This window comes from Halomonas sp. IOP_14, assembly GCF_021021315.1.
Classification (GTDB): domain Bacteria; phylum Pseudomonadota; class Gammaproteobacteria; order Pseudomonadales; family Halomonadaceae; genus Vreelandella; species Vreelandella titanicae.
The window spans coordinates 206421-223657 of record NZ_JAINWD010000003.1 but is presented as its reverse complement, the minus strand read 5'-3'; the positions used below and the strand labels follow the sequence as shown (position 1 = coordinate 223657).

Sequence of the window (17237 nt, the reverse complement as noted above, 5' to 3'; positions counted from 1 at the left end):
CACGAGTTGATTTTTAACGCCGTATTGGCGAGAGCAGTCAGTTTTCGTACAAAGCCCAGCATCGCGCATTGTTAAGCAGCCATTAGTCAAAAAATGTGCAAATAACATGCAACTGCCACTTAACCAGGCTTTCTTACAGCTAGATTTTCTTACAATTGGGTTCTCTTACAAATTGGCTTTCATTCACTTGGCTTTCTCTCACTTGAAAGCAATAGACTGACTGGTCTACTTTAGGCATATGAAAAATACTGCAACGCGCGACAAATTAATCGATAGCGGCGCCCAGCTGATTAGTCAGCAAGGCTACAACGCAACGGGCATTAATGCCGTTTTAAAAACCTGCGGTGTGCCTAAAGGCTCTTTCTATCACTACTTTTCCAGCAAAGAAGATTTCGGGTTGGCGGTGATCGAGCGTTTTGCCGCCAGCTATGATGAAACGTTGATGGCGCTGCTGGAAGATAATGACACGCCGCCGCTTGAGCGTCTAAAACGTTACTTCGCGGCTGGCCGTGAGCATATGCACGAGTGCGACCACGCCACGGGCTGTTTGATTGGCAACCTTGGCCAAGAGCTTTCGGGGCAGAGCGATACCTTCCGCGATGCGCTAAATCTAGTCTTTCAGCGCTGGGAGCAGCGTTTTGTGCGCTGCCTGGAAGATGCCCAGGCGCGGGGAGATATTGCCACCCATTCGCCCCCAGAAGCGCTAGCCAGCTTTATTCTTACCGGCTGGGAAGGCGCTATTCTACGCGCCAAGACGTTGAAATCCGTCGAGCCCATGGAACACTTTGAAAAGATTCTGTTCCAGCAAGTGCTGGTGCCTTCCTCTTAACGCTTACCTACTTAAACATCCGTGCTCTAGTGACGAGCTCTGAAGTGATGCTCATCAGCGGCCACATCGTTTCGAGTGGCGGCTATTAGAGCGTCATCAAGTGAAGGGTCGTCCAGTGTTATTAAACCGCACTGTGCCAGCGCTTCGCGCAGGCTAACCTGTTCATCCAGGCGTTGATACACCACCCGCACACAGCAGGGCATGCGTTCACTGTTATCCGCCACGCCTATTTTTAAGCCGGTCAAACGCGTTACTTGGCTCTGAAAACTCGGAAACAGAATCGTCTGAGTGATTTCATGGCCGTTAAGGGTTTCGTGGTCGACCAAAAAGAGTCGATCAGCAAGCTTAACCGCGGTACCTACATAACGATTGTGACACGGGCGGGAGCCGGGCGTGGTCTGCATCCGCTCGGTGCGCTGATAGACCACGCCACCTTCCCGTGCTTCCAGGCACACCAAAGTTCGCATTAACTGCCCCGGTCGCGACATTGAGTGATAAAGCTCAAAGTAACGGCCAATATAGCGCTCCATGCCTTCGCTGCCGCGCTGAACCAGCGCGTTAGGCCAAGGCAGCGTTGCTGGGGTTGCTTCTCTATTGAGCTGGCCGGTTTGTACCAGAGCACGAAAATCATGATGGGGTAGCGCGATATCCTCAGTGGTGACGCCGAAAAAGTGGCAAATGCGCTGAAGAGCGGCGTGGCTGGGGCGGTAGCGCCCACTCAGGTAGCGGTTAAACTGAGCACGGTTGATCGTTAAACGCCGACAAACCTCTGCAATAGACGGGTAGTAGCTGCAGAGCAGGCGCAGGTTGGCCACAAAATCGTCATGCATGGGGTGACTCGATTCTCTTGGTGTCGTGGCTGCCTAATGTGATGGTTCACGCCTCAGAGTGCAACGGCCTTGTGCCAGGGCCGTCGCGCCCATTAAGCAATTTTTTGTTTAAAAACCTTCCAAGACCAGTTTGCCGATCGTGCGGTTGCTCTCAATAAGTGCGTGCGCGCGTTTTAGATTCTCAGCATTAATGGGGCCTAACACCTCGCCTAAGGTGGTTGTTAGCCTTCCATCATCGACCATGGCTGCCACTTCTGTGAGCAGATCGTGCTGCTTGGCAAGATCGTCGGTGGTGAATAACGGGCGGGTAAACATCAGCTCCCAATGCAGCGAAAGGCTTTTCACTTTGAGCTTCCGCACATCGATCAGTTCCGGGTCATCAATCAGTGCCAATTTGCCCTGAGGCTTAAGGGCTTCAACAATGGCCTCAAAGTGGTGATCGGTTTGGTTAAGGCTGATCACCATATCCACCCCGTCAAAGCCTGCCACTTTAAGCGCCTGATCAAGTGGTTGGTGGTGGTCAATCACTGCGTCCGCGCCTAGCGACTTCACCCAGGATTGGCTTTCGGGCCGAGACGCCGTACCAATAACAGTAATATCGGTGAGCTGTTTGGCAAGTTGCACAAGGATTGAGCCCACGCCCCCCGCTGCGCCAATCACCAACAGGCTTTTGCCTTGGGTATCGCGCATGCCCAGCTCTAGCCGGTCAAACAGCAGTTCCCAAGCGGTAATGGCGGTTAATGGAAGCGCAGCGGCTTCAGTGTCAGAAAGGCTTTTTGGCGCTAGGCTGGCGATGCGCTCATCGACCAGTTGAAACTCGGCGTTAGAGCCTTGGCGAGCAACGTTACCCGCATACCACACCCGGTCACCTGGCTGAAAACGCGTAACGGCGCTGCCAACGGCATCCACAATGCCCACAGCATCGTACCCAAGTACGCGCGGCTCGCCGGTTTTCGGCAAGGCGCTGTTGCGCACTTTGGCATCAACGGGGTTTACGGAAATGGCGCTAACCGCAACACGAATATCGTGGGCTTCTGGTGTTGGGATCGGTAACTCAATCTCTTGAAGTGCATCAGGATGATCAATAGGCAGACTTTGGGTAAAGGCAATCGCTTTCATAATGGGGAGTCTCGTGAGTTGTCGTTGCGCCATCATGCCTGGATGTTGTTTTGCTAAAAAGAGGGGTAATCTTGCTAACAGTTTCTAATAAATTTTGAAGATAGCAGGCGCCAGGGGGTCTAATGCGTGTCGATGATCTAAAAGTGCTGACCTATGCCGCCGAGTACGGCAGCCTTTCTGCCGCTGCGCGGGAGTTAGCGATTACTCCAGCGGTGGCCAGTGTGGCCATCAAACGTTTGGAAGACGCGCTAGGCACACGGCTATTGGTGCGCTCTACCCGCAGTTTGCGGCTAACCACCGCGGGCGCACACTACCTTGTGCACGCTAAAGCGGCGCTCAATGCTCTCAACCAAGGCGAGAAAGAACTTCACCGCGAGCGCCAAGAGATCGCTGGAGAGCTCAGTCTTGCCATGCCTTCCGACCTGGGTCGCAATGTGCTGCTGGGCTGGTTGGACACCTTTATGGCCCAGCACCCGCAGTTGCATTTACGCCTGCGAGTAAGTGACCGCGTGAGTGACCTGTTCCGCCAACCCGTAGAAATCGCCCTGCGATACGGCGTTCCGGAAGACTCCAGCCTCGTCGCATTGCCGCTTAAAAGCGATAACTATCGCGTGGTATGTGCCTCTCCAGACTATATTACGCGTCATGGCAGTCCTGCTTACCCCGACGATTTACACCAGCACAACTGTCTGTGTTTCGTGCTTGGCGAACGTGTTCATAACCAGTGGAAGTTCGGGAGTGACAACATCAACGTAAAAGGCAATCGGGTGAGCGACGATGCCGATTGTGTGCGGCGCTGGGCATTGGCTGGCGAGGGCATTGCTTACAAGTCACGGCTAGACGTTGAAGAAGATCTTCGCAATGGTCGCCTAGTGGCAATGCTGGAGGAGTTTCCCTGCGAGCCAACGCCGCTTTACCTTGTGTGCCCTCATCGCCTTTCATTGACGCCTGCCGTGATAGCGTTAAAAGACTTTCTTATTCAGCAGTTAAAAGGTTACAGCCGCTAGCGACTGAGGTCAGGGTTTAACATCAACTTGTATTGCGAATCACTGATATAGGCGTTTATAAAAGGGTTACGCGATTACGTTGTGTTAGTTACATTGCCAGCAGACCAGGAGAACACCATGTTTCATGGGTTTGAAAAACAAACGCGCCACGTTAATGGCGTCGAGATCGCTTTTCGAATGGGTGGCAGAGGCCCGGCACTGCTACTGCTTCATGGCCACCCTCAGACCCACGTGATTTGGCACAAAGTGGCAGAAGAACTTGCCCCATATTTCACCATTATCGCCGCGGATCTGCGCGGATACGGTGACAGCAGTAAACCCGACGATGATCCTGAGCATCTAAATTACTCCAAGCGCGCTATGGCGCAGGATATGGCTGAGCTAATGAGCGCGCTGGGTTTCGAGCGTTTTAAAGTGCTGGCCCATGATCGCGGCGCGCGGGTCGCCCACCGTTTAGGGGTTGACCACGCTGAACGCGTAGAGCGCATGGTGCTATTGGATATCGCCCCGACGCTTGCCATGTATCGCGGCACCAACGAGGCCTTTGCACGCAGTTACTGGCACTGGTTCTTCTTGATTCGGCCTCAGCCGCTGCCGGAAATGCTGATCCAGAGCGATCCCGCCCAATATCTGAAAAGCGTAATGGGTGCCCGCAGTGCCGGTATGGCGCCTTTCTCCTCAGAAGCCCTGGCCGAATATGAGCGCTGCTTGTCGCTCCCCGGTACCGCCACCGGCATTTGCGGCGACTACCGCGCCAGCGCCACGATTGATTTAGCGCACGATCAGGCAGATATCGACGCGGGTGTAAAACTCACCTGCCCGATAAAAGTGATGTGGGGCGCTGAAGGCGCTATTGAAGCCTGCTTCGATGCTTTAAGCGAGTGGCAAAAAGTCGCCACCGATGTAGACGGCAAAGCGCTGCCTTGCGGCCACTACATCGCTGAGGAAGTTCCCGAAATGCTGCTTGAGGAAGCGCTGTCGTTTCTATGCAAGAAAGGGTGACAATAGTGTTTAGATAAACCGATCATAGCCTGGCGGCAGATCGGTTTATTTATTTCCGTCTTTAACGCTCGATACTGCTAACAATAAGCGCCGCATTGACGCCACCAAAACCGAATCCGTTGCACAATACATGCTTAGTGACGTGCTTCTGATGAGTCGCCGTGACGAAGGTTAAATCCTGCATATCATCATCGCAGTGCTCAAGATTGATGGTAGGCGGAAGTTGCTGCGTATTGGCTGCCAATACAGAAAAAATACTCTCTATGCCCCCTGCTGCGCCTAAGAGATGGCCTGTGGCGGCTTTGGTTGCCGAAATAGGAATGGCGGGCAAGCGCTCACCGAATACATTACGCAATGAGGCAATTTCAGCCCGGTCGCCAACGGGCGTCGAGGTAGCGTGGGCATTGATATGGTCAATAGCATCAGTGGTAAGGTTCGCCATGCCTAGCGCCGCTTGAATCGCTGCCGCTGCGCCGGCCCCATCCTTTGGGCCTGCCGTTAGATGATAGGCATCTGCGCTGGTGCCGTAGCCGCTAATCACCGCTAACGGCGTTGCACCCCGCGCGACCGCATGCTCAAGCGTTTCGATCACCATAACGCCAGCGCCTTCTCCCATCACAAAACCGTTACGGGCTTTATCAAAGGGTCTGGACGCGCGTTCAGGGTTGTCTGCTTCTGTGGAAACGGCCTTTAGAGCGTTAAAGCTGGCCAGTGAAAGCGGGTCAATACATGCCTCGGCGCCGCCGACGAGGGCTACATCGGCTTCTCCATTGCGTATGATGCGCATACCGTCACCAATGGCCTGTAGACCTGCCGCGCAAGCTGTAACCGGGCACCCCAGTGGGCCTTGAAAGCCATAGCGAATGGACAGATTGCCAGCAGCCAAATTGGCTAGAAAGGCGGGCACTGTGAAGGGGGAGAGTTTGCGATAGCCGCGCTCGGCAAGGTTTTTTTGGGCTTGCGTAATGGTCGGGAAACCGCCAATGCCAGAACCAATAATGGTGGCCGTTCTGCGTTTTTGAGCCTGCTCAGCGGGGAACCAGTTGGCCTGTGACAGTGCCTCATGGGCTGCTGCTAACGCGTAAAGGCTGAACAAGTCCATTTTGCGCTGCTCTTTGGGGTCAGCTATCTCATTCAGGTCAATACCGCCGCTGGGGTCTTGGTTAATGCTAGGCACCACCCCAGCAATTTTGATCGGGATATTGCTGGTGTCAAAGCGGTCAATGGTGCTGATGCCAGACTGGCCGTCAACCAGTCGCTGCCAACTTTTATTGACGCTGTTGCCTAGCGGGCTGACCATACCCATGCCGGTAATCACGATAGGTGAGTGCATAGTGGCTCCTAATTTATTGATATGGTCACCCTAGCAATGGGCACTATATGATCAAGATAATATTTAGCTGACGAGGTAGATATGCCTTATCCCAAGAGCCATAAATCGAAAACCAAAGAGCGCATTTTGGCTTCGGCGACAGAGCTATTCAGCCGTAATGGGTTTCAAAAGGTATCGATTGGCCAGATCATGAAGCTAGCCAAGATGACGCATGGCGCTTTTTACGCCCATTTCGCTTCCAAAGAGGCCCTTTACAATGAGTCTGTTCGCCTAACCATTGATAACAGCCGGGCGGCCAGGCTGGTAAAAGGCCCACTTTCGTTACAACATCTAACCGAATTAGTCGCCAACTACTGCAATCTCCAAGAGTTGGAAGCTAAGCATAAGCCGGGGCCTGAAGCGGTACTGTTCAACGAAATAGGCAGTGAAAAAGCCGAAATCCGCACCTTGTTTGAAGCGTCATATATGAGTATGAAAAAGATGCTTGAAACGCGATTGATAGCGCTGAGTAAGCTGAAACAACTTCCCTTTGCCGATGACCGCAAAGCGATTGCTGATAAATCCCGGGTCATATTGGCCTCCCTGGTAGGGGCCGTCGCCATTGCCAAAAGTTTGCCGGGGGAGGTGGAGCGAAAGCAGGTGTTGGTAGCCACACAACGCCAGATTTTGCTGATGCTCGGGGTCAGCGAAGCTGAGGCGGAGCGTATGATGCAAGCTCAATAGTTCGTGAAGAGAACCCCGAGTTGCTGCTGTAGTAAGAACAACCATTTTTGCACGACATGTGGTAGATGATTTGGGAGACTGACCAAGACGAAGCGGGTAAAAAACTGGATAATGGGCCGCAATTCGCCTACTGCCTACTGCTAGGCAAACTCATTGCTCCGGATGCCCGCTCATGGAAATCAAAGTTAACTATCTCGACAACCTCCGCTTGGAGGCTAAGTTCGACGATTTTACGGTTATCTCCGACCAGCCGATTCGCTACAAAGGTGACGGCTCGGCACCGGGGCCGTTTGACTACTTTCTGGCATCGTCTGCCATGTGTGCGGCCTACTTTGTAAAGGTGTACTGCAACGCCCGCGATATCCCTACCGAAAATATTCGCCTGTCACAAAACAACATCGTCGACCCGGAAGACCGTTATAAGCAGATTTTCAAAATTCAGGTCGAGTTGCCGGAAGATATTTCTGAAAAAGATCGCCAGGGCATTCTGCGCTCCATCGACCGCTGCACGGTTAAGAAGGTGGTGCAAACCGGCCCTGATTTCCAGATCGAGACGGTAGAAAACATCGACGAGGACGCCCAGGCGCTGCTGATGGGCGCACCGGAAGGCGGCAGTACCTACATCGAGGGTAAAGACCTGCCGCTGGAGCAGACCATTGCCAATATGAGCGCGATACTGGCCAACCTAGGCATGAAGATCGAAATCGCCTCCTGGCGTAATATCGTGCCTCATGTTTGGTCACTGCATATTCGCGATGCGGCCTCCCCCATGTGCTTTACCAACGGCAAAGGCGCGACCAAAGAGAGTGCGCTGTGTTCGGCGTTGGGCGAGTTTATCGAACGTCTGAGCTGCAACTTCTTCTATAACGACCAGTTCTTTGGCGAAGAGATGGCGGGCAGCGCCTTTGTTCACTACCCCAATGAGAAGTGGTTCAAGCCAGGGCCGAATGACGAGCTCCCCGAAGGGATTCTCGATGAACACTGCCTTGATATCTACAACCCCGAAGGCGAGCTGTGCGGCTCGAATCTGATTGATACCAACTCTGGCCGCGAAGACCGGGGCATTGTCTCACTGCCGTTTGTGCGCCAAAGCGACGGTGAAACGATCTATTTCCCCTCCAATTTGATCGAAAACCTGTTCCTGAGTAACGGCATGAGTGCGGGCAACACTCTGGTGGAAGCCCAGGTGCAGTGTCTGTCGGAAATTTTCGAACGGGCAGTGAAGCGTGAAATCCTTGAGCAGGAGCTAACCCTGCCGGATGTACCGCAGGAAGTGTTAGCAAAGTACCCAAGCATAGTAGAGGGTATTAACGCTCTGGAAGCCCAGGGGTTCCCAGTGTTGGTCAAAGATGCCTCCATGGGCGGGCAGTTCCCGGTGATGTGCGTCACCTTGATGAACCCGCGCACCGGCGGCGTGTTTGCCTCCTTTGGCGCCCATCCAAGCTTTGAAGTGGCGCTGGAGCGCAGCCTGACCGAGCTGTTGCAGGGCCGCAGTTTCGAAGGCCTGAACGATCTGCCGCTACCGACGTTTAATTCGCAGACGGTTTCCGAGCCCAATAACTTCGTTGAGCACTTTATCGACTCGGTAGGTGTGGTCTCCTGGCGCTTCTTTAGCGCCAAGCCCGATTTTGAATTCAGTGAGTGGGATTTCTCCGGCAGCAACCAAGAAGAGGCCGACACGCTGTTTGGTATCTTTGAAGAGCTAGATGCCGAAGTGTACATGGCGGTACACGAAGACTTGGGCGCACCGGTGTGCCGTATTCTGGTGCCGGGCTACTCGGAGGTATATCCCATCGAGGACTTGATCTGGGATAACACCAATAAGGCGTTGGATTACCGTGAAGATATTCTCAATCTGCACCACCTGGATGACGATCAACTCACCGACCTAGTCGAGCGGCTGGAAGAGAGCCAGATGGATGACCACGCCGATATCATTACGCTGATTGGTATTGAGTTTGATGAAAACACCGAGTGGGGACAGCTGACGATTCTGGAACTGAAGCTGTTGGTCTACCTGGCGCTTGGCCGTCACGAAGAAGCGCTGGACTGTGTTCAGATGTTCCTGCAGTACAACGACAATACCGTCGAGCGCGGCCTGTTCTACCAGGCGGTGAACGCGGTGCTGGAAATTGTGTTGGATGACGAGCTGGCGCTTGAAGATTATCTGCATAACTTCCAGCGCATGTTCGGCGAAGCCACCATGGTGGCGGTGGTTGGTTCAGTGAGTGGCGAGGTGCGTTTCCACGGCCTAACGCCCACTAACATGCAGTTAGAAGGCCTAGAGCGCCACCAGCGCTTGATTGAAAGCTATAAAAAGCTCCACGCTGCTCGGGCGGCAAAAGCGGGCATCTAAGCATTATCCAAAAATGATGATCGTTAACTGCTGGCGTTACGGCGCCAGTAGAGAAGCCAGTTTGCTCCGTACAGTCGGTCTAATCAGCAGAGTGGAACCAGGATTGGTGACTGAGGAATTCGATTAACTCGCTGCGAAACAGCTTGGCCCGCGCTGAAAGGCTTCGCCGGTAGGGCCATACCAGGAAAATTTCCCTGTTGAGCCCCTGCCACTCAGGCAGTACTCGGATTAACTCCCCCGTTTGTAGGCTGTTGGCCACCATGCTGGTAGGCATCAAGGAAACGCCGGCGCCCGATTGGGTGAGATTCAGCACAATACTCATGTCGTTACTGATGTGAAAATGGCTTTTGCGGCAAGTGTACTGACTGCCTTCCCTGTGCGTGAGATGCCAGTCGCTAAACATTTTGGCGGCCACGCTGGGGCACGCTTCTAACTCATCAATCTTACTGGGAAGAGGATGCATCATGGTGGGTGATGCCACCAATATGATCTCTATATAGCCCAGGTATTTCTGGATCAGCGTATCGTCTTTTTGTGGCCCAGAGCGTAGTGCAATATCCGCTTGTTGGCCGCGAATGTCGGCTACGTTGTTGTCCAGCTCGATGGTCAGCGAAATCTCAGGGTAGCGATGGATAAAGTGACGCCAAAATGCATCTAGCGGCCCGCTGCCCAAATTGACCGGCGCCATAATTTTCAACGGCCCGCTTAGGCTATGCAGCGTTTGATCCAGATCCAAAATGCGCTGATCTAGTGCGAGCACCAATTCCTCACATTCGCGGTAGTAGGATTCGCCGTGAGGCGTCAACGTCAACCCCTTGGTTGAGCGATAGAGCAACTCAACGCCTAGCGTGGCTTCTAATGCGCTTATACGCCTCGACACGGTGGCAATAGTCATCTTCAACGATGCCGCCGCAGCCGTGAGACTGCGTTGATTAGCGGCCACGATAAAGATATTTAGGTCATCTAACGAGGGTTTTCGCATTTTGCAATTCTGTAAAATTGATTCTCATATATTGGCATATATTACCGTTATAGATGTTTGTTAATCTACCTGCACTTATACATCATCCTTAGGTACTCTCATGAAACATAGAATTATCTTCGCTATTCTCATGTCGTTTACGCTATCGCTAATTATGTCTGCCTGGGTGACCTACGTGAATATCGGCATGCATGCTGATTTTGTTGGCATCTGGATGCACGCTTGGTTTCTTGCCTGGCCAGCCGCTGGGATCATTGCGTTTATCAGCGGCCCCTTTATCCATAAGTTAGCCCACCGCATTGCCGAGAAGGTCTGACGGCTTGCCTGATGCACTATGGTGCACCCACTGATGCAGCGAGTGCACACAACTGCACCGCTGCGCCAAATTTAATCCTGCCCCACACTTGGTAAAACGTTCTCCGCGGCGCGAATTCCACAAGCGCGATAACAAACGACGCGAATTCAAACATAACGCTAATACAAAAACGCGGAGAGAATCACATGCTCGATATGCTCAATGACCTCCTGTGGGGGAAGGTTCTACTAGTGCTGCTGGTGGGCGTTGGCATCGGTTTTACCGTTGCGTCCCGCTTTGTGCAGTTTCGTTATTTCGGTGAGATGTTTCGCATCCTCGGTTCCGGCCAAGCCTTTAAGCGCAATAAACACGGCCATTTAAGCTCGTTTCAGGCGCTGGTGCTCTCAGTGGCTGGGCGCGTTGGTGGTGGCAACATCGCCGGCGTAGCGGTTGCGATTACCTTGGGTGGCCCAGGGGCGATTTTTTGGATGTGGTTGGTGGGCTTAATGGGTATGGCCACCAGCTTTTTGGAATGCACCCTGGCACAGACCTATAAAGAAGCCGAAGGTGACGGCACCTATCGCGGCGGCCCCGCGTACTACATTGTTAAAGGGCTGGGTAAGCAGTGGCGCTGGCTGGCAGCGTTCTACTCGGTACTGCTGCTGTTGACCTTCGGTTTTGCCTTTACCGCACTGCAATCCTATGCGGTGGCAACCTCTTTCGGCGATGCTTTTGGCGTACCGGTGTTGTATAGCGGCATTGCTCTGGCGATGTTGGTAGGGCTGATTATTTTCGGCGGTATTAAGCGTATTGCACGTATTTCCGAGGTTTTGGTGCCCTTTATGGCGGTGAGCTATATCGCCATTGCGCTGCTGGTCATCGCCATGAATATTACGGAAATACCTGGCGTGATTGTGCTGATTGTAAAGAGCGCTTTCGGCCTTGAACCACTGATTGGTGGCGGTATTGGCGCGGCAATTATGATGGGCCTGAAGCGTGGCCTGTTCTCTAATGAAGCGGGCTTGGGTAGTGCGCCAAACGTCGCGGCGGTGGCCTATGTGCCGCACCCTGCCAACCAGGGCATCGTGCAGGCGTTTTCGGTATTTATCGATACCGTGATTATCTGTTCCGCCACGGCGTTTGTGATTCTGCTCAGCGGTGCTTATGACCCGACCGTAGGTGCTGGTGTTGAAGGCATCGCCCTGACCCAGGCAGCGCTGGCCGACCATGTGGGCGAATGGGGCCGCACTTTTGTCAGTTTGGCACTGTTGCTGTTTGCGTTTAGCACCATTCTCTACAACTACTACTTGGGTGAGAACAGCCTCAACTTCTTTAGCCGCGACAACCAGAACCTGTTTAACGCCTTCCGCGTTGCCATCGTGCTGTTGGTTTGCTGGGGCGCGACCACTGATTTGGGCACCGTGTTCGGCTTTGCTGATGTCACCATGGGGCTGCTCGCAGTGGTCAACCTGATTGCGCTGATCATGCTGTTTAAGTGCGGCCTGCGCATTTTGAAAGACTTCGATGGTCAGCGTCGGCAGGGCATCAAACAGCCGATTTTTGACGCTAACCAGCATCCGGATCTTGACCTGGATCCAAAAGCCTGGGAGCTAGAGCCTGAAGAGGCCGAAGCGTTAAAGCAGCGCCTGGAAGGCGCGCCTGCGAAGTAAGTATTTATTTAGACGACTGTACTGATTAGGAAAGGAGTGACCATGCCCCGCGTACTGATGCTCTATACCGGTGGGACTATTGGTATGCAACCATCGTCACAGGGTTATATACCTTGCGCGGGGCTGGCCGAACGCCTAGCGGCGTATTTGGCATTGGACGATCTTTACCGGCTGCCAGCGTTTGATGTGCTGGAAATGCAGCCGTTGATTGATAGCGCCGAGCTAATGCCAGAGGCCTGGAACCGTTTGGTGGCACAGCTGGAAATCCACTGGTCGTGCTATGAAGCGTTTGTGATACTCCATGGCACCGATACCATGGCGTACAGCGCCGCGGCGCTTTCGTTTATGCTCGGTGCGTTGAATAAGCCGGTGATCTTCACCGGCTCCCAAATTCCACTGGGTGAGCCAAGAAGCGATGCGCTGAATAATGTGTTCAGCGCGCTGCAGCTTGCGGCTCACCCCGCAACACCTTGTGAAGTAAGCCTGGTGTTTCACGACCGGCTGTTGCGCGGTAACCGAGCCCGCAAGGTGCGCACTCAAGGCTTGGATGCCTTCGACTCACCCAACTTCCCCTGGCTTGCCGAGCTTGGTATTGGCATTAGTTTTCCCCAACCTTCGGCGCTGCTAAGCGGTATACCCAACTTTGTACCTATTGAGGTGGACGACGAGGCGGTGGCGGTACTGCCGCTGCATCCAGGAATGTCGCTGCGCCGCGCAAAGGCGTTGCTGGCGGATAAAACGCTAAAAGGGCTGGTGCTTTATAGCTACGGGGTTGGCAACCCGCTGAGCTTTGAAGGCGAGCTGCTTGACGCCTTGAAGGCGGCCAGCGAGAGAGGCGTAGCGCTGCTTAACGTCACCCAGTGTGCCCAAGGTGAGGTAGTGCAGGGTGCCTACGCCAGCGGTGCTGCACTCAATCAAGCGGGCGTGATTGCCGGCAGCGATATCACTCTGGAAGCCGCCATCGCAAAGCTCACCGTACTCATTGGGCAAGGGCTGGTGGGGTCAATGCTGAGCAAGGCATTGAGTGCGCCCATGCGCGGTGAGTGTAGCCGTTAAGCTTATCAGCGGGAAGAAACGCTCAGCGCGGTGACGGTTAGCAAGATGATCCCCATACCGACCATTTGAATAACGCCCAGGCTTTCGTTTAACACCGCTACACCAAACAGGGTGGCGGTAATCGGCTCGACCATGGCAACCATGGAGGCTAGCGCAGGTGCCGCATGCTTGATACCTACCACGTACAGCAGAAAAGATAGTCCAGCGCCGAGAATGCCCAGCGCCACAAACAGCGGCAGCTCCGGAGCGCTGATAACGCTGACAGCCTGGTTAATGTCCGTTGGAAACAGCAGTGCGATGGCTAGCACGGTGAAGGCGACCGAAAGAATTGCCTGAGGACTGCCATGGGGCGCGGCATACTTGAAACCAAAAATGAACGCTGCATAAGAGAGCCCGGCAAGCAGCCCGGTGCCTACGCCAATTAACGAGAGACCACTGGCGCTGATGGCATACAGCTTGGTTAACAGCACAATACCCACCATGACCAGCGCAATGGCCAGCCACTTGGCAGCGGTGGGGCGCTCTAGTTTGAGGGAAAATGAGACGAGGTAGACAAAAACAGGGGCGCAGTACATCAGGGTGGCAGCGACCGCAACGTTGCCATACTCAATACTAAGAAAATAGAACGTAAAATTGCCAGCGACGCCCAGGCCTGCAACCACTGACCAGAACCAAAGCCGCTTGCTGTTTAGTCCGCTATGCCGACGTTGAAGCAGCAGCCACCCAAGTGCGAAGAGAAGCCCTATAAACCCTCGATAAAATGACACGACGGCTGCATCCCAGCCGTCGTCTAACAAAATGCCTGCGATTCCCCCAGATATCCCCCAGCAGAAGGCCGCCAGCGCTATCAATAAACTGCTTGCGCCTGCCATATTTCACCTATCGTCCTTGAGCGGTAAACACTCGGGAGCAACGAATGTTTAAACGCATTTCTACTGCTTAGCGATGGCTCCTGATCTACTGCCTGTAGACCTTAATGCGGCTCCCCTGAAAGGTAGACGCTGAGCCCAGTGAACGAAAGCCAGCTAACACCAGCTATCCAAAAAACCAGTAACACACCGCAATCGCAGTGGTTACTCCCGCCACATCGGCGACCAACGCACAGCCCAACCCGTGGCGAATGCGAGTGATACCCACGGCGCCAAAGTAGACAGCCAGCACATAGAAGGTGGTTTCAGTGCTACCTTGCATAGTGGCCGCGAGTAGCCCGGCGAAGCTGTCTACGCCGAAAGTATCCATGGTTTCGATCATCATGGCGCGGGCGCCGCTGCCAGAAAGCGGTTTCACAAAGGCGGTGGGGAGAGCATCGACAAAGCGGGTGTCCCAGCCAAAGCCTTCTACTATCCAGCGGATACCGCCTAAGCCAGCGTCTAAAACGCCGCTGGCGCGCAGTACGCCGACCGCCACCAGCATGGCGATCAAGTAAGGCAGCAACGTGATGGTAAAGCTCAGCCCCTCTTTTGCGCCTTCAATAAAGGCGTCGTACACCCTCACCCCACGTAACGCCCCGACCACTAAAAACATCATCACGATGCTAAATAGCGTCAGGTTACCGACTAGCGTAGAGGCCGCGGCTAGCGCCTGGGCGGACATGCCTGCCAGCGTGGTGATCAGTAGCCCCAACGCAAGTGCAGCAATCGCTAAATAGGCTAGCACCACGGGCTGCCAAAGTTTTAAGCGCTGCATCAGTGCCACCGCCAAAAGCCCTGCCAGGCTGGAGGCGGTTGTCGCTAGTAAAATAGGTAAAAAGACCAGCGTGGGGTCGGCGGCGCCTTGCTGGGCGCGATACATAAAAATCGTTACCGGCAATAGCGTGAGAGAAGAGGTATTGAGCACCAGAAACAAAATTTGTGCGTTGCTGGCGGTCTCACTGCTGGGGTTAAGGCTCTGCAGCGAGTGCATCGCCTTGATGCCAATCGGCGTAGCGGCGTTATCCAGACCCAGGATGTTCGCCGCGAAGTTCATACTGATTAGCCCCATAGCAGGGTGGCCGCGGGGAACTTCTGGCATCAAGCGGCAGAACAGCGGGTCGAGCACCCGTCCAAGCAGGCGAATCAAGCCTGCCTTTTCGGCAATCGAAAGAAACCCCAGCCACAGCGTCATGGTGCCCAGCAGCACCAGGATAATATCAACGCTCACTTCCGCCATGTCGAACAGCGACTGCACCAAGCGGGCAAATACCTCGCTATCGCCGCCAACCAACCACTGCCAGAGTGAGGCCGCGAAGGCAGCGATAAAGAAGCTTAACCAAATTCCGTTGAGCATGGGGAGTGGGCATCCTGGGGGTTAAGAGTTTTTATATCTCCAGCAATGCCACTTATCCTAACCAATGAGCGCCCGTCACCGCTAACCTGACAGCGAAAGAAAGAACAGAATTAGCGGCGGGGAGAGCAGTGAAAGGATAAACCCGCTGACCACGGCAATGGGTACGCAGGCCACACCGCCGTGCTGCTGAATGACGGGCAGGGTGAAATCCATGGAGGTGGCGCCGCCGTAACCAATCGCCAGTGCGGTATGGCGGTGAATCACCAGTGGAATCAATATAAACGCCAGCAGCTCCCGGGTCAGGTCGTTGAAGAACGCCACACCGCCCATCAGTGGGCCTAGCTGGTCGCCGATCAAGATGGCCGAAAGAGAGTACCAGCCAAAGCCTGACGCCATCGCCAGGCCTTCGTTCCAGCTTAATGAGAGCAGCGGGGCGGCAGCCAAGCCTGCCAGCAGCGAACTTATTGCTAGCGTCACCGCAATCGCCAGCCCCATGCGGTTAAGTAAGATCTGCCTGAGTGGCATGCCGGAGTTACGCAGCTGGCAGCCAATCAGTGCCAGCAGCAGGTAGAGTACCCATTCGGCCAGTAAATCTGCGCTGTTGAAAAGCCTATCACCCAGGAGTGGCCCCAGCAGCAGGCCAGCGATAACGCCCCCTGCCACCACTGCGACCAATAAAAGCGAACCCTGCATGGCCGCCAGCTTACTGGTCGGAGCATTTTTCACCACCGGTGAGCTACCGGCCTTAAGCGTTAAACGGCGCGATAGCCACCATAGTGCTGCTAAGTTAAATAGCGTGGTAATGCTAAATAACAGCAAGGCGTTGCCACCCAGGCGCGAAAGCTGGCTAGTCAGGTTTTCAAGCCCGGCAAGGCTTATGCCCATGAATAGCAGAATCAGGTAAACCGAGCCATTAACCGCTCGGTTGATCAGATTCTGTAACTGTATGGAACGGACGCGAACCAGATAGCCAAGAAAAAGCGGTAGTAGAACAATCAATAAACCGGAAAACATTTAGGGCGTCGCGCCACCGTTTGGGTTGAAGTTAGTTAATGTCAGCTGCGTTTCGCGGCGACCCTCTTTTCGATACACCGCAGAAAGAATCAGCCCGGGCCAGTCAGGGTGAAAGCTAATGGTTAGCAGGCGGTCGGGCTTCTCGATATCGATGAGCGATACGTTCAGTGCTTCAAACTCTCCTGCGGGAACCTCAATGCTGCCTGGGGCGGTAACATAATATTGAAAGTGCTCATCGCGGCCTTTTTGATCGACAAACTCAATCGCGCAGGGCGTACTCTGTGTACAGTTTTCGTGTCCCGCCCGGCGGGAGAGATCAAATAGCGCCGCTTGGCGATCTAAAGTGGGGATCTCACCTTCGTTCAGTTGATAGCTATCACCCACGCCCAGCACCGAATAGCTGCTGCTAAAGAGCAGAGCGTTGGTGTCATTGCCATTGAGCGAAAAACGGCTGAACTCCTGGCCGCGCGCCACGGTGATTGAAAAGCGCATATCGCTTAACCAGTGATTCCCTTCGTTAGAGAGGCGATGGGTAATGGTAGCCCCAGGCCAACCGCGAACCTCAAGCCGGTACTGTGCTTCAAAGGGCTGGGGGGTTTCAAAGGGCTGCGGCTCTTTGAATGTCTCAGTTGCTAATGCCATGCCACTTGAGCAGGAAATAGCAAAACCCAACCCCACACACCTGAGCGCGCGGCCAGGTAGTCGTGCGAAAACATTGACCAAGGGCCTTTCCTCCATAAAGGGTATCTTCCTAAG

The 17237-nt window shown here is 54.1% G+C and carries 16 protein-coding genes; 8 read left to right on the top strand and 8 right to left on the bottom strand.

The genetic code is table 11. The annotated features are described in order from the left end of the window. The first annotated feature begins 238 nt into the window (after positions 1-238). Positions 239-829, top strand: coding sequence for a TetR/AcrR family transcriptional regulator (locus K7H09_RS04115; RefSeq protein ID WP_022522312.1), 591 nt, complete (start codon positions 239-241; stop codon positions 827-829). Positions 830-855: 26 nt separating this feature from the next. Here K7H09_RS04115 and K7H09_RS04110 read toward each other — a convergent pair whose 3' ends face one another. Together K7H09_RS04110 and K7H09_RS04105 are read right to left on the bottom strand one after the other, a co-directional pair. Further along, positions 856-1659: a helix-turn-helix domain-containing protein gene (locus K7H09_RS04110; RefSeq protein WP_022522313.1), complete on the bottom strand. Its 804-nt coding sequence runs from the start codon at positions 1657-1659 to the stop codon at positions 856-858. A gap of 108 nt (positions 1660-1767) precedes the next feature. Continuing rightward, on the bottom strand, positions 1768-2778 hold the full coding sequence (locus tag K7H09_RS04105; protein WP_022522314.1) for a zinc-binding alcohol dehydrogenase family protein: 1011 nt from the start codon (positions 2776-2778) through the stop codon (positions 1768-1770). Positions 2779-2900: 122 nt separating this feature from the next. Here K7H09_RS04105 and K7H09_RS04100 point away from each other — a divergent pair, with 122 nt between their 5' ends. Then, positions 2901-3785, top strand: a complete 885-nt coding sequence (locus K7H09_RS04100; RefSeq protein WP_009287358.1) for a LysR family transcriptional regulator — start codon at positions 2901-2903, stop codon at positions 3783-3785. 117 nt (positions 3786-3902) lie between these two features. Next, positions 3903-4787, top strand: coding sequence for an alpha/beta fold hydrolase (locus tag K7H09_RS04095; RefSeq protein ID WP_039859383.1), 885 nt, complete (start codon positions 3903-3905; stop codon positions 4785-4787). A gap of 61 nt (positions 4788-4848) precedes the next feature. On the opposite strand, the gene fabF is transcribed toward K7H09_RS04095, so the two are convergent. After that, complete coding sequence (gene fabF, locus K7H09_RS04090) at positions 4849-6120, bottom strand: beta-ketoacyl-ACP synthase II (protein ID WP_041158842.1); 1272 nt, start codon at positions 6118-6120, stop codon at positions 4849-4851. A gap of 81 nt (positions 6121-6201) precedes the next feature. Here fabF and K7H09_RS04085 point away from each other — a divergent pair, with 81 nt between their 5' ends. Together K7H09_RS04085 and K7H09_RS04080 are read left to right on the top strand one after the other, a co-directional pair. Beyond that, on the top strand, positions 6202-6843 hold the full coding sequence (locus K7H09_RS04085) for a TetR/AcrR family transcriptional regulator (RefSeq protein WP_027958059.1): 642 nt from the start codon (positions 6202-6204) through the stop codon (positions 6841-6843). A gap of 172 nt (positions 6844-7015) precedes the next feature. After that, complete coding sequence (locus K7H09_RS04080; RefSeq protein ID WP_039859382.1) at positions 7016-9199, top strand: OsmC domain/YcaO domain-containing protein; 2184 nt, start codon at positions 7016-7018, stop codon at positions 9197-9199. Between the two features lie 79 nt (positions 9200-9278). On the opposite strand, the gene K7H09_RS04075 is transcribed toward K7H09_RS04080, so the two are convergent. Next, positions 9279-10181, bottom strand: a complete 903-nt coding sequence (locus K7H09_RS04075) for a LysR family transcriptional regulator (RefSeq protein ID WP_009287355.1) — start codon at positions 10179-10181, stop codon at positions 9279-9281. 100 nt (positions 10182-10281) lie between these two features. Here K7H09_RS04075 and K7H09_RS04070 point away from each other — a divergent pair, with 100 nt between their 5' ends. From K7H09_RS04070 to K7H09_RS04060, 3 genes are all read left to right on the top strand, one after another. Continuing rightward, positions 10282-10497, top strand: a complete 216-nt coding sequence (locus tag K7H09_RS04070; protein WP_022522320.1) for a DUF2798 domain-containing protein — start codon at positions 10282-10284, stop codon at positions 10495-10497. Between the two features lie 185 nt (positions 10498-10682). Then, the gene (locus K7H09_RS04065; RefSeq protein ID WP_009287354.1) at positions 10683-12146 is read left to right on the top strand and encodes an alanine/glycine:cation symporter family protein; all 1464 of its coding nucleotides are present in this window, start codon (positions 10683-10685) and stop codon (positions 12144-12146) included. A gap of 42 nt (positions 12147-12188) precedes the next feature. After that, on the top strand, positions 12189-13202 hold the full coding sequence (locus tag K7H09_RS04060) for an asparaginase (protein WP_039859381.1): 1014 nt from the start codon (positions 12189-12191) through the stop codon (positions 13200-13202). A 5-nt stretch (positions 13203-13207) separates the two neighbouring features. On the opposite strand, the gene K7H09_RS04055 is transcribed toward K7H09_RS04060, so the two are convergent. From K7H09_RS04055 to K7H09_RS04040, 4 genes are all read right to left on the bottom strand, one after another. Beyond that, positions 13208-14074, bottom strand: a complete 867-nt coding sequence (locus K7H09_RS04055; RefSeq protein ID WP_009287352.1) for a DMT family transporter — start codon at positions 14072-14074, stop codon at positions 13208-13210. A 163-nt stretch (positions 14075-14237) separates the two neighbouring features. Further along, positions 14238-15467 carry a nucleoside recognition domain-containing protein gene (locus K7H09_RS04050; RefSeq protein WP_027958055.1) on the bottom strand — a complete coding sequence of 410 codons (1230 nt, stop codon included), beginning with the start codon at positions 15465-15467 and terminating at the stop codon, positions 14238-14240. A gap of 81 nt (positions 15468-15548) precedes the next feature. After that, entirely contained in the window at positions 15549-16481 is a 933-nt protein-coding gene (locus K7H09_RS04045; RefSeq protein ID WP_009287351.1) for a lysine exporter LysO family protein, read from the bottom strand. Further along, positions 16482-17123 carry a hypothetical protein gene (locus K7H09_RS04040; protein ID WP_083868797.1) on the bottom strand — a complete coding sequence of 214 codons (642 nt, stop codon included), beginning with the start codon at positions 17121-17123 and terminating at the stop codon, positions 16482-16484. Positions 17124-17237: the final 114 nt, after the last annotated feature.

Bases quoted from the DNA above. Each gene is read 5' to 3' on its own strand.
- K7H09_RS04115 (WP_022522312.1), top strand. From the start codon at position 239: ATGAAAAATACTGCAACGCGCGACAAATTAATCGATAGCGGCGCCCAG.
- K7H09_RS04110 (WP_022522313.1), bottom strand. From the start codon at position 1,659: ATGCATGACGATTTTGTGGCCAACCTGCGCCTGCTCTGCAGCTACTAC.
- K7H09_RS04105 (WP_022522314.1), bottom strand. From the start codon at position 2,778: ATGAAAGCGATTGCCTTTACCCAAAGTCTGCCTATTGATCATCCTGAT.
- K7H09_RS04100 (WP_009287358.1), top strand. From the start codon at position 2,901: ATGCGTGTCGATGATCTAAAAGTGCTGACCTATGCCGCCGAGTACGGC.
- K7H09_RS04095 (WP_039859383.1), top strand. From the start codon at position 3,903: ATGTTTCATGGGTTTGAAAAACAAACGCGCCACGTTAATGGCGTCGAG.
- fabF (WP_041158842.1), bottom strand. From the start codon at position 6,120: ATGCACTCACCTATCGTGATTACCGGCATGGGTATGGTCAGCCCGCTA.
- K7H09_RS04085 (WP_027958059.1), top strand. From the start codon at position 6,202: ATGCCTTATCCCAAGAGCCATAAATCGAAAACCAAAGAGCGCATTTTG.
- K7H09_RS04080 (WP_039859382.1), top strand. From the start codon at position 7,016: ATGGAAATCAAAGTTAACTATCTCGACAACCTCCGCTTGGAGGCTAAG.
- K7H09_RS04075 (WP_009287355.1), bottom strand. From the start codon at position 10,181: ATGCGAAAACCCTCGTTAGATGACCTAAATATCTTTATCGTGGCCGCT.
- K7H09_RS04070 (WP_022522320.1), top strand. From the start codon at position 10,282: ATGAAACATAGAATTATCTTCGCTATTCTCATGTCGTTTACGCTATCG.
- K7H09_RS04065 (WP_009287354.1), top strand. From the start codon at position 10,683: ATGCTCGATATGCTCAATGACCTCCTGTGGGGGAAGGTTCTACTAGTG.
- K7H09_RS04060 (WP_039859381.1), top strand. From the start codon at position 12,189: ATGCCCCGCGTACTGATGCTCTATACCGGTGGGACTATTGGTATGCAA.
- K7H09_RS04055 (WP_009287352.1), bottom strand. From the start codon at position 14,074: ATGGCAGGCGCAAGCAGTTTATTGATAGCGCTGGCGGCCTTCTGCTGG.
- K7H09_RS04050 (WP_027958055.1), bottom strand. From the start codon at position 15,467: ATGCTCAACGGAATTTGGTTAAGCTTCTTTATCGCTGCCTTCGCGGCC.
- K7H09_RS04045 (WP_009287351.1), bottom strand. From the start codon at position 16,481: ATGTTTTCCGGTTTATTGATTGTTCTACTACCGCTTTTTCTTGGCTAT.
- K7H09_RS04040 (WP_083868797.1), bottom strand. From the start codon at position 17,123: ATGGCATTAGCAACTGAGACATTCAAAGAGCCGCAGCCCTTTGAAACC.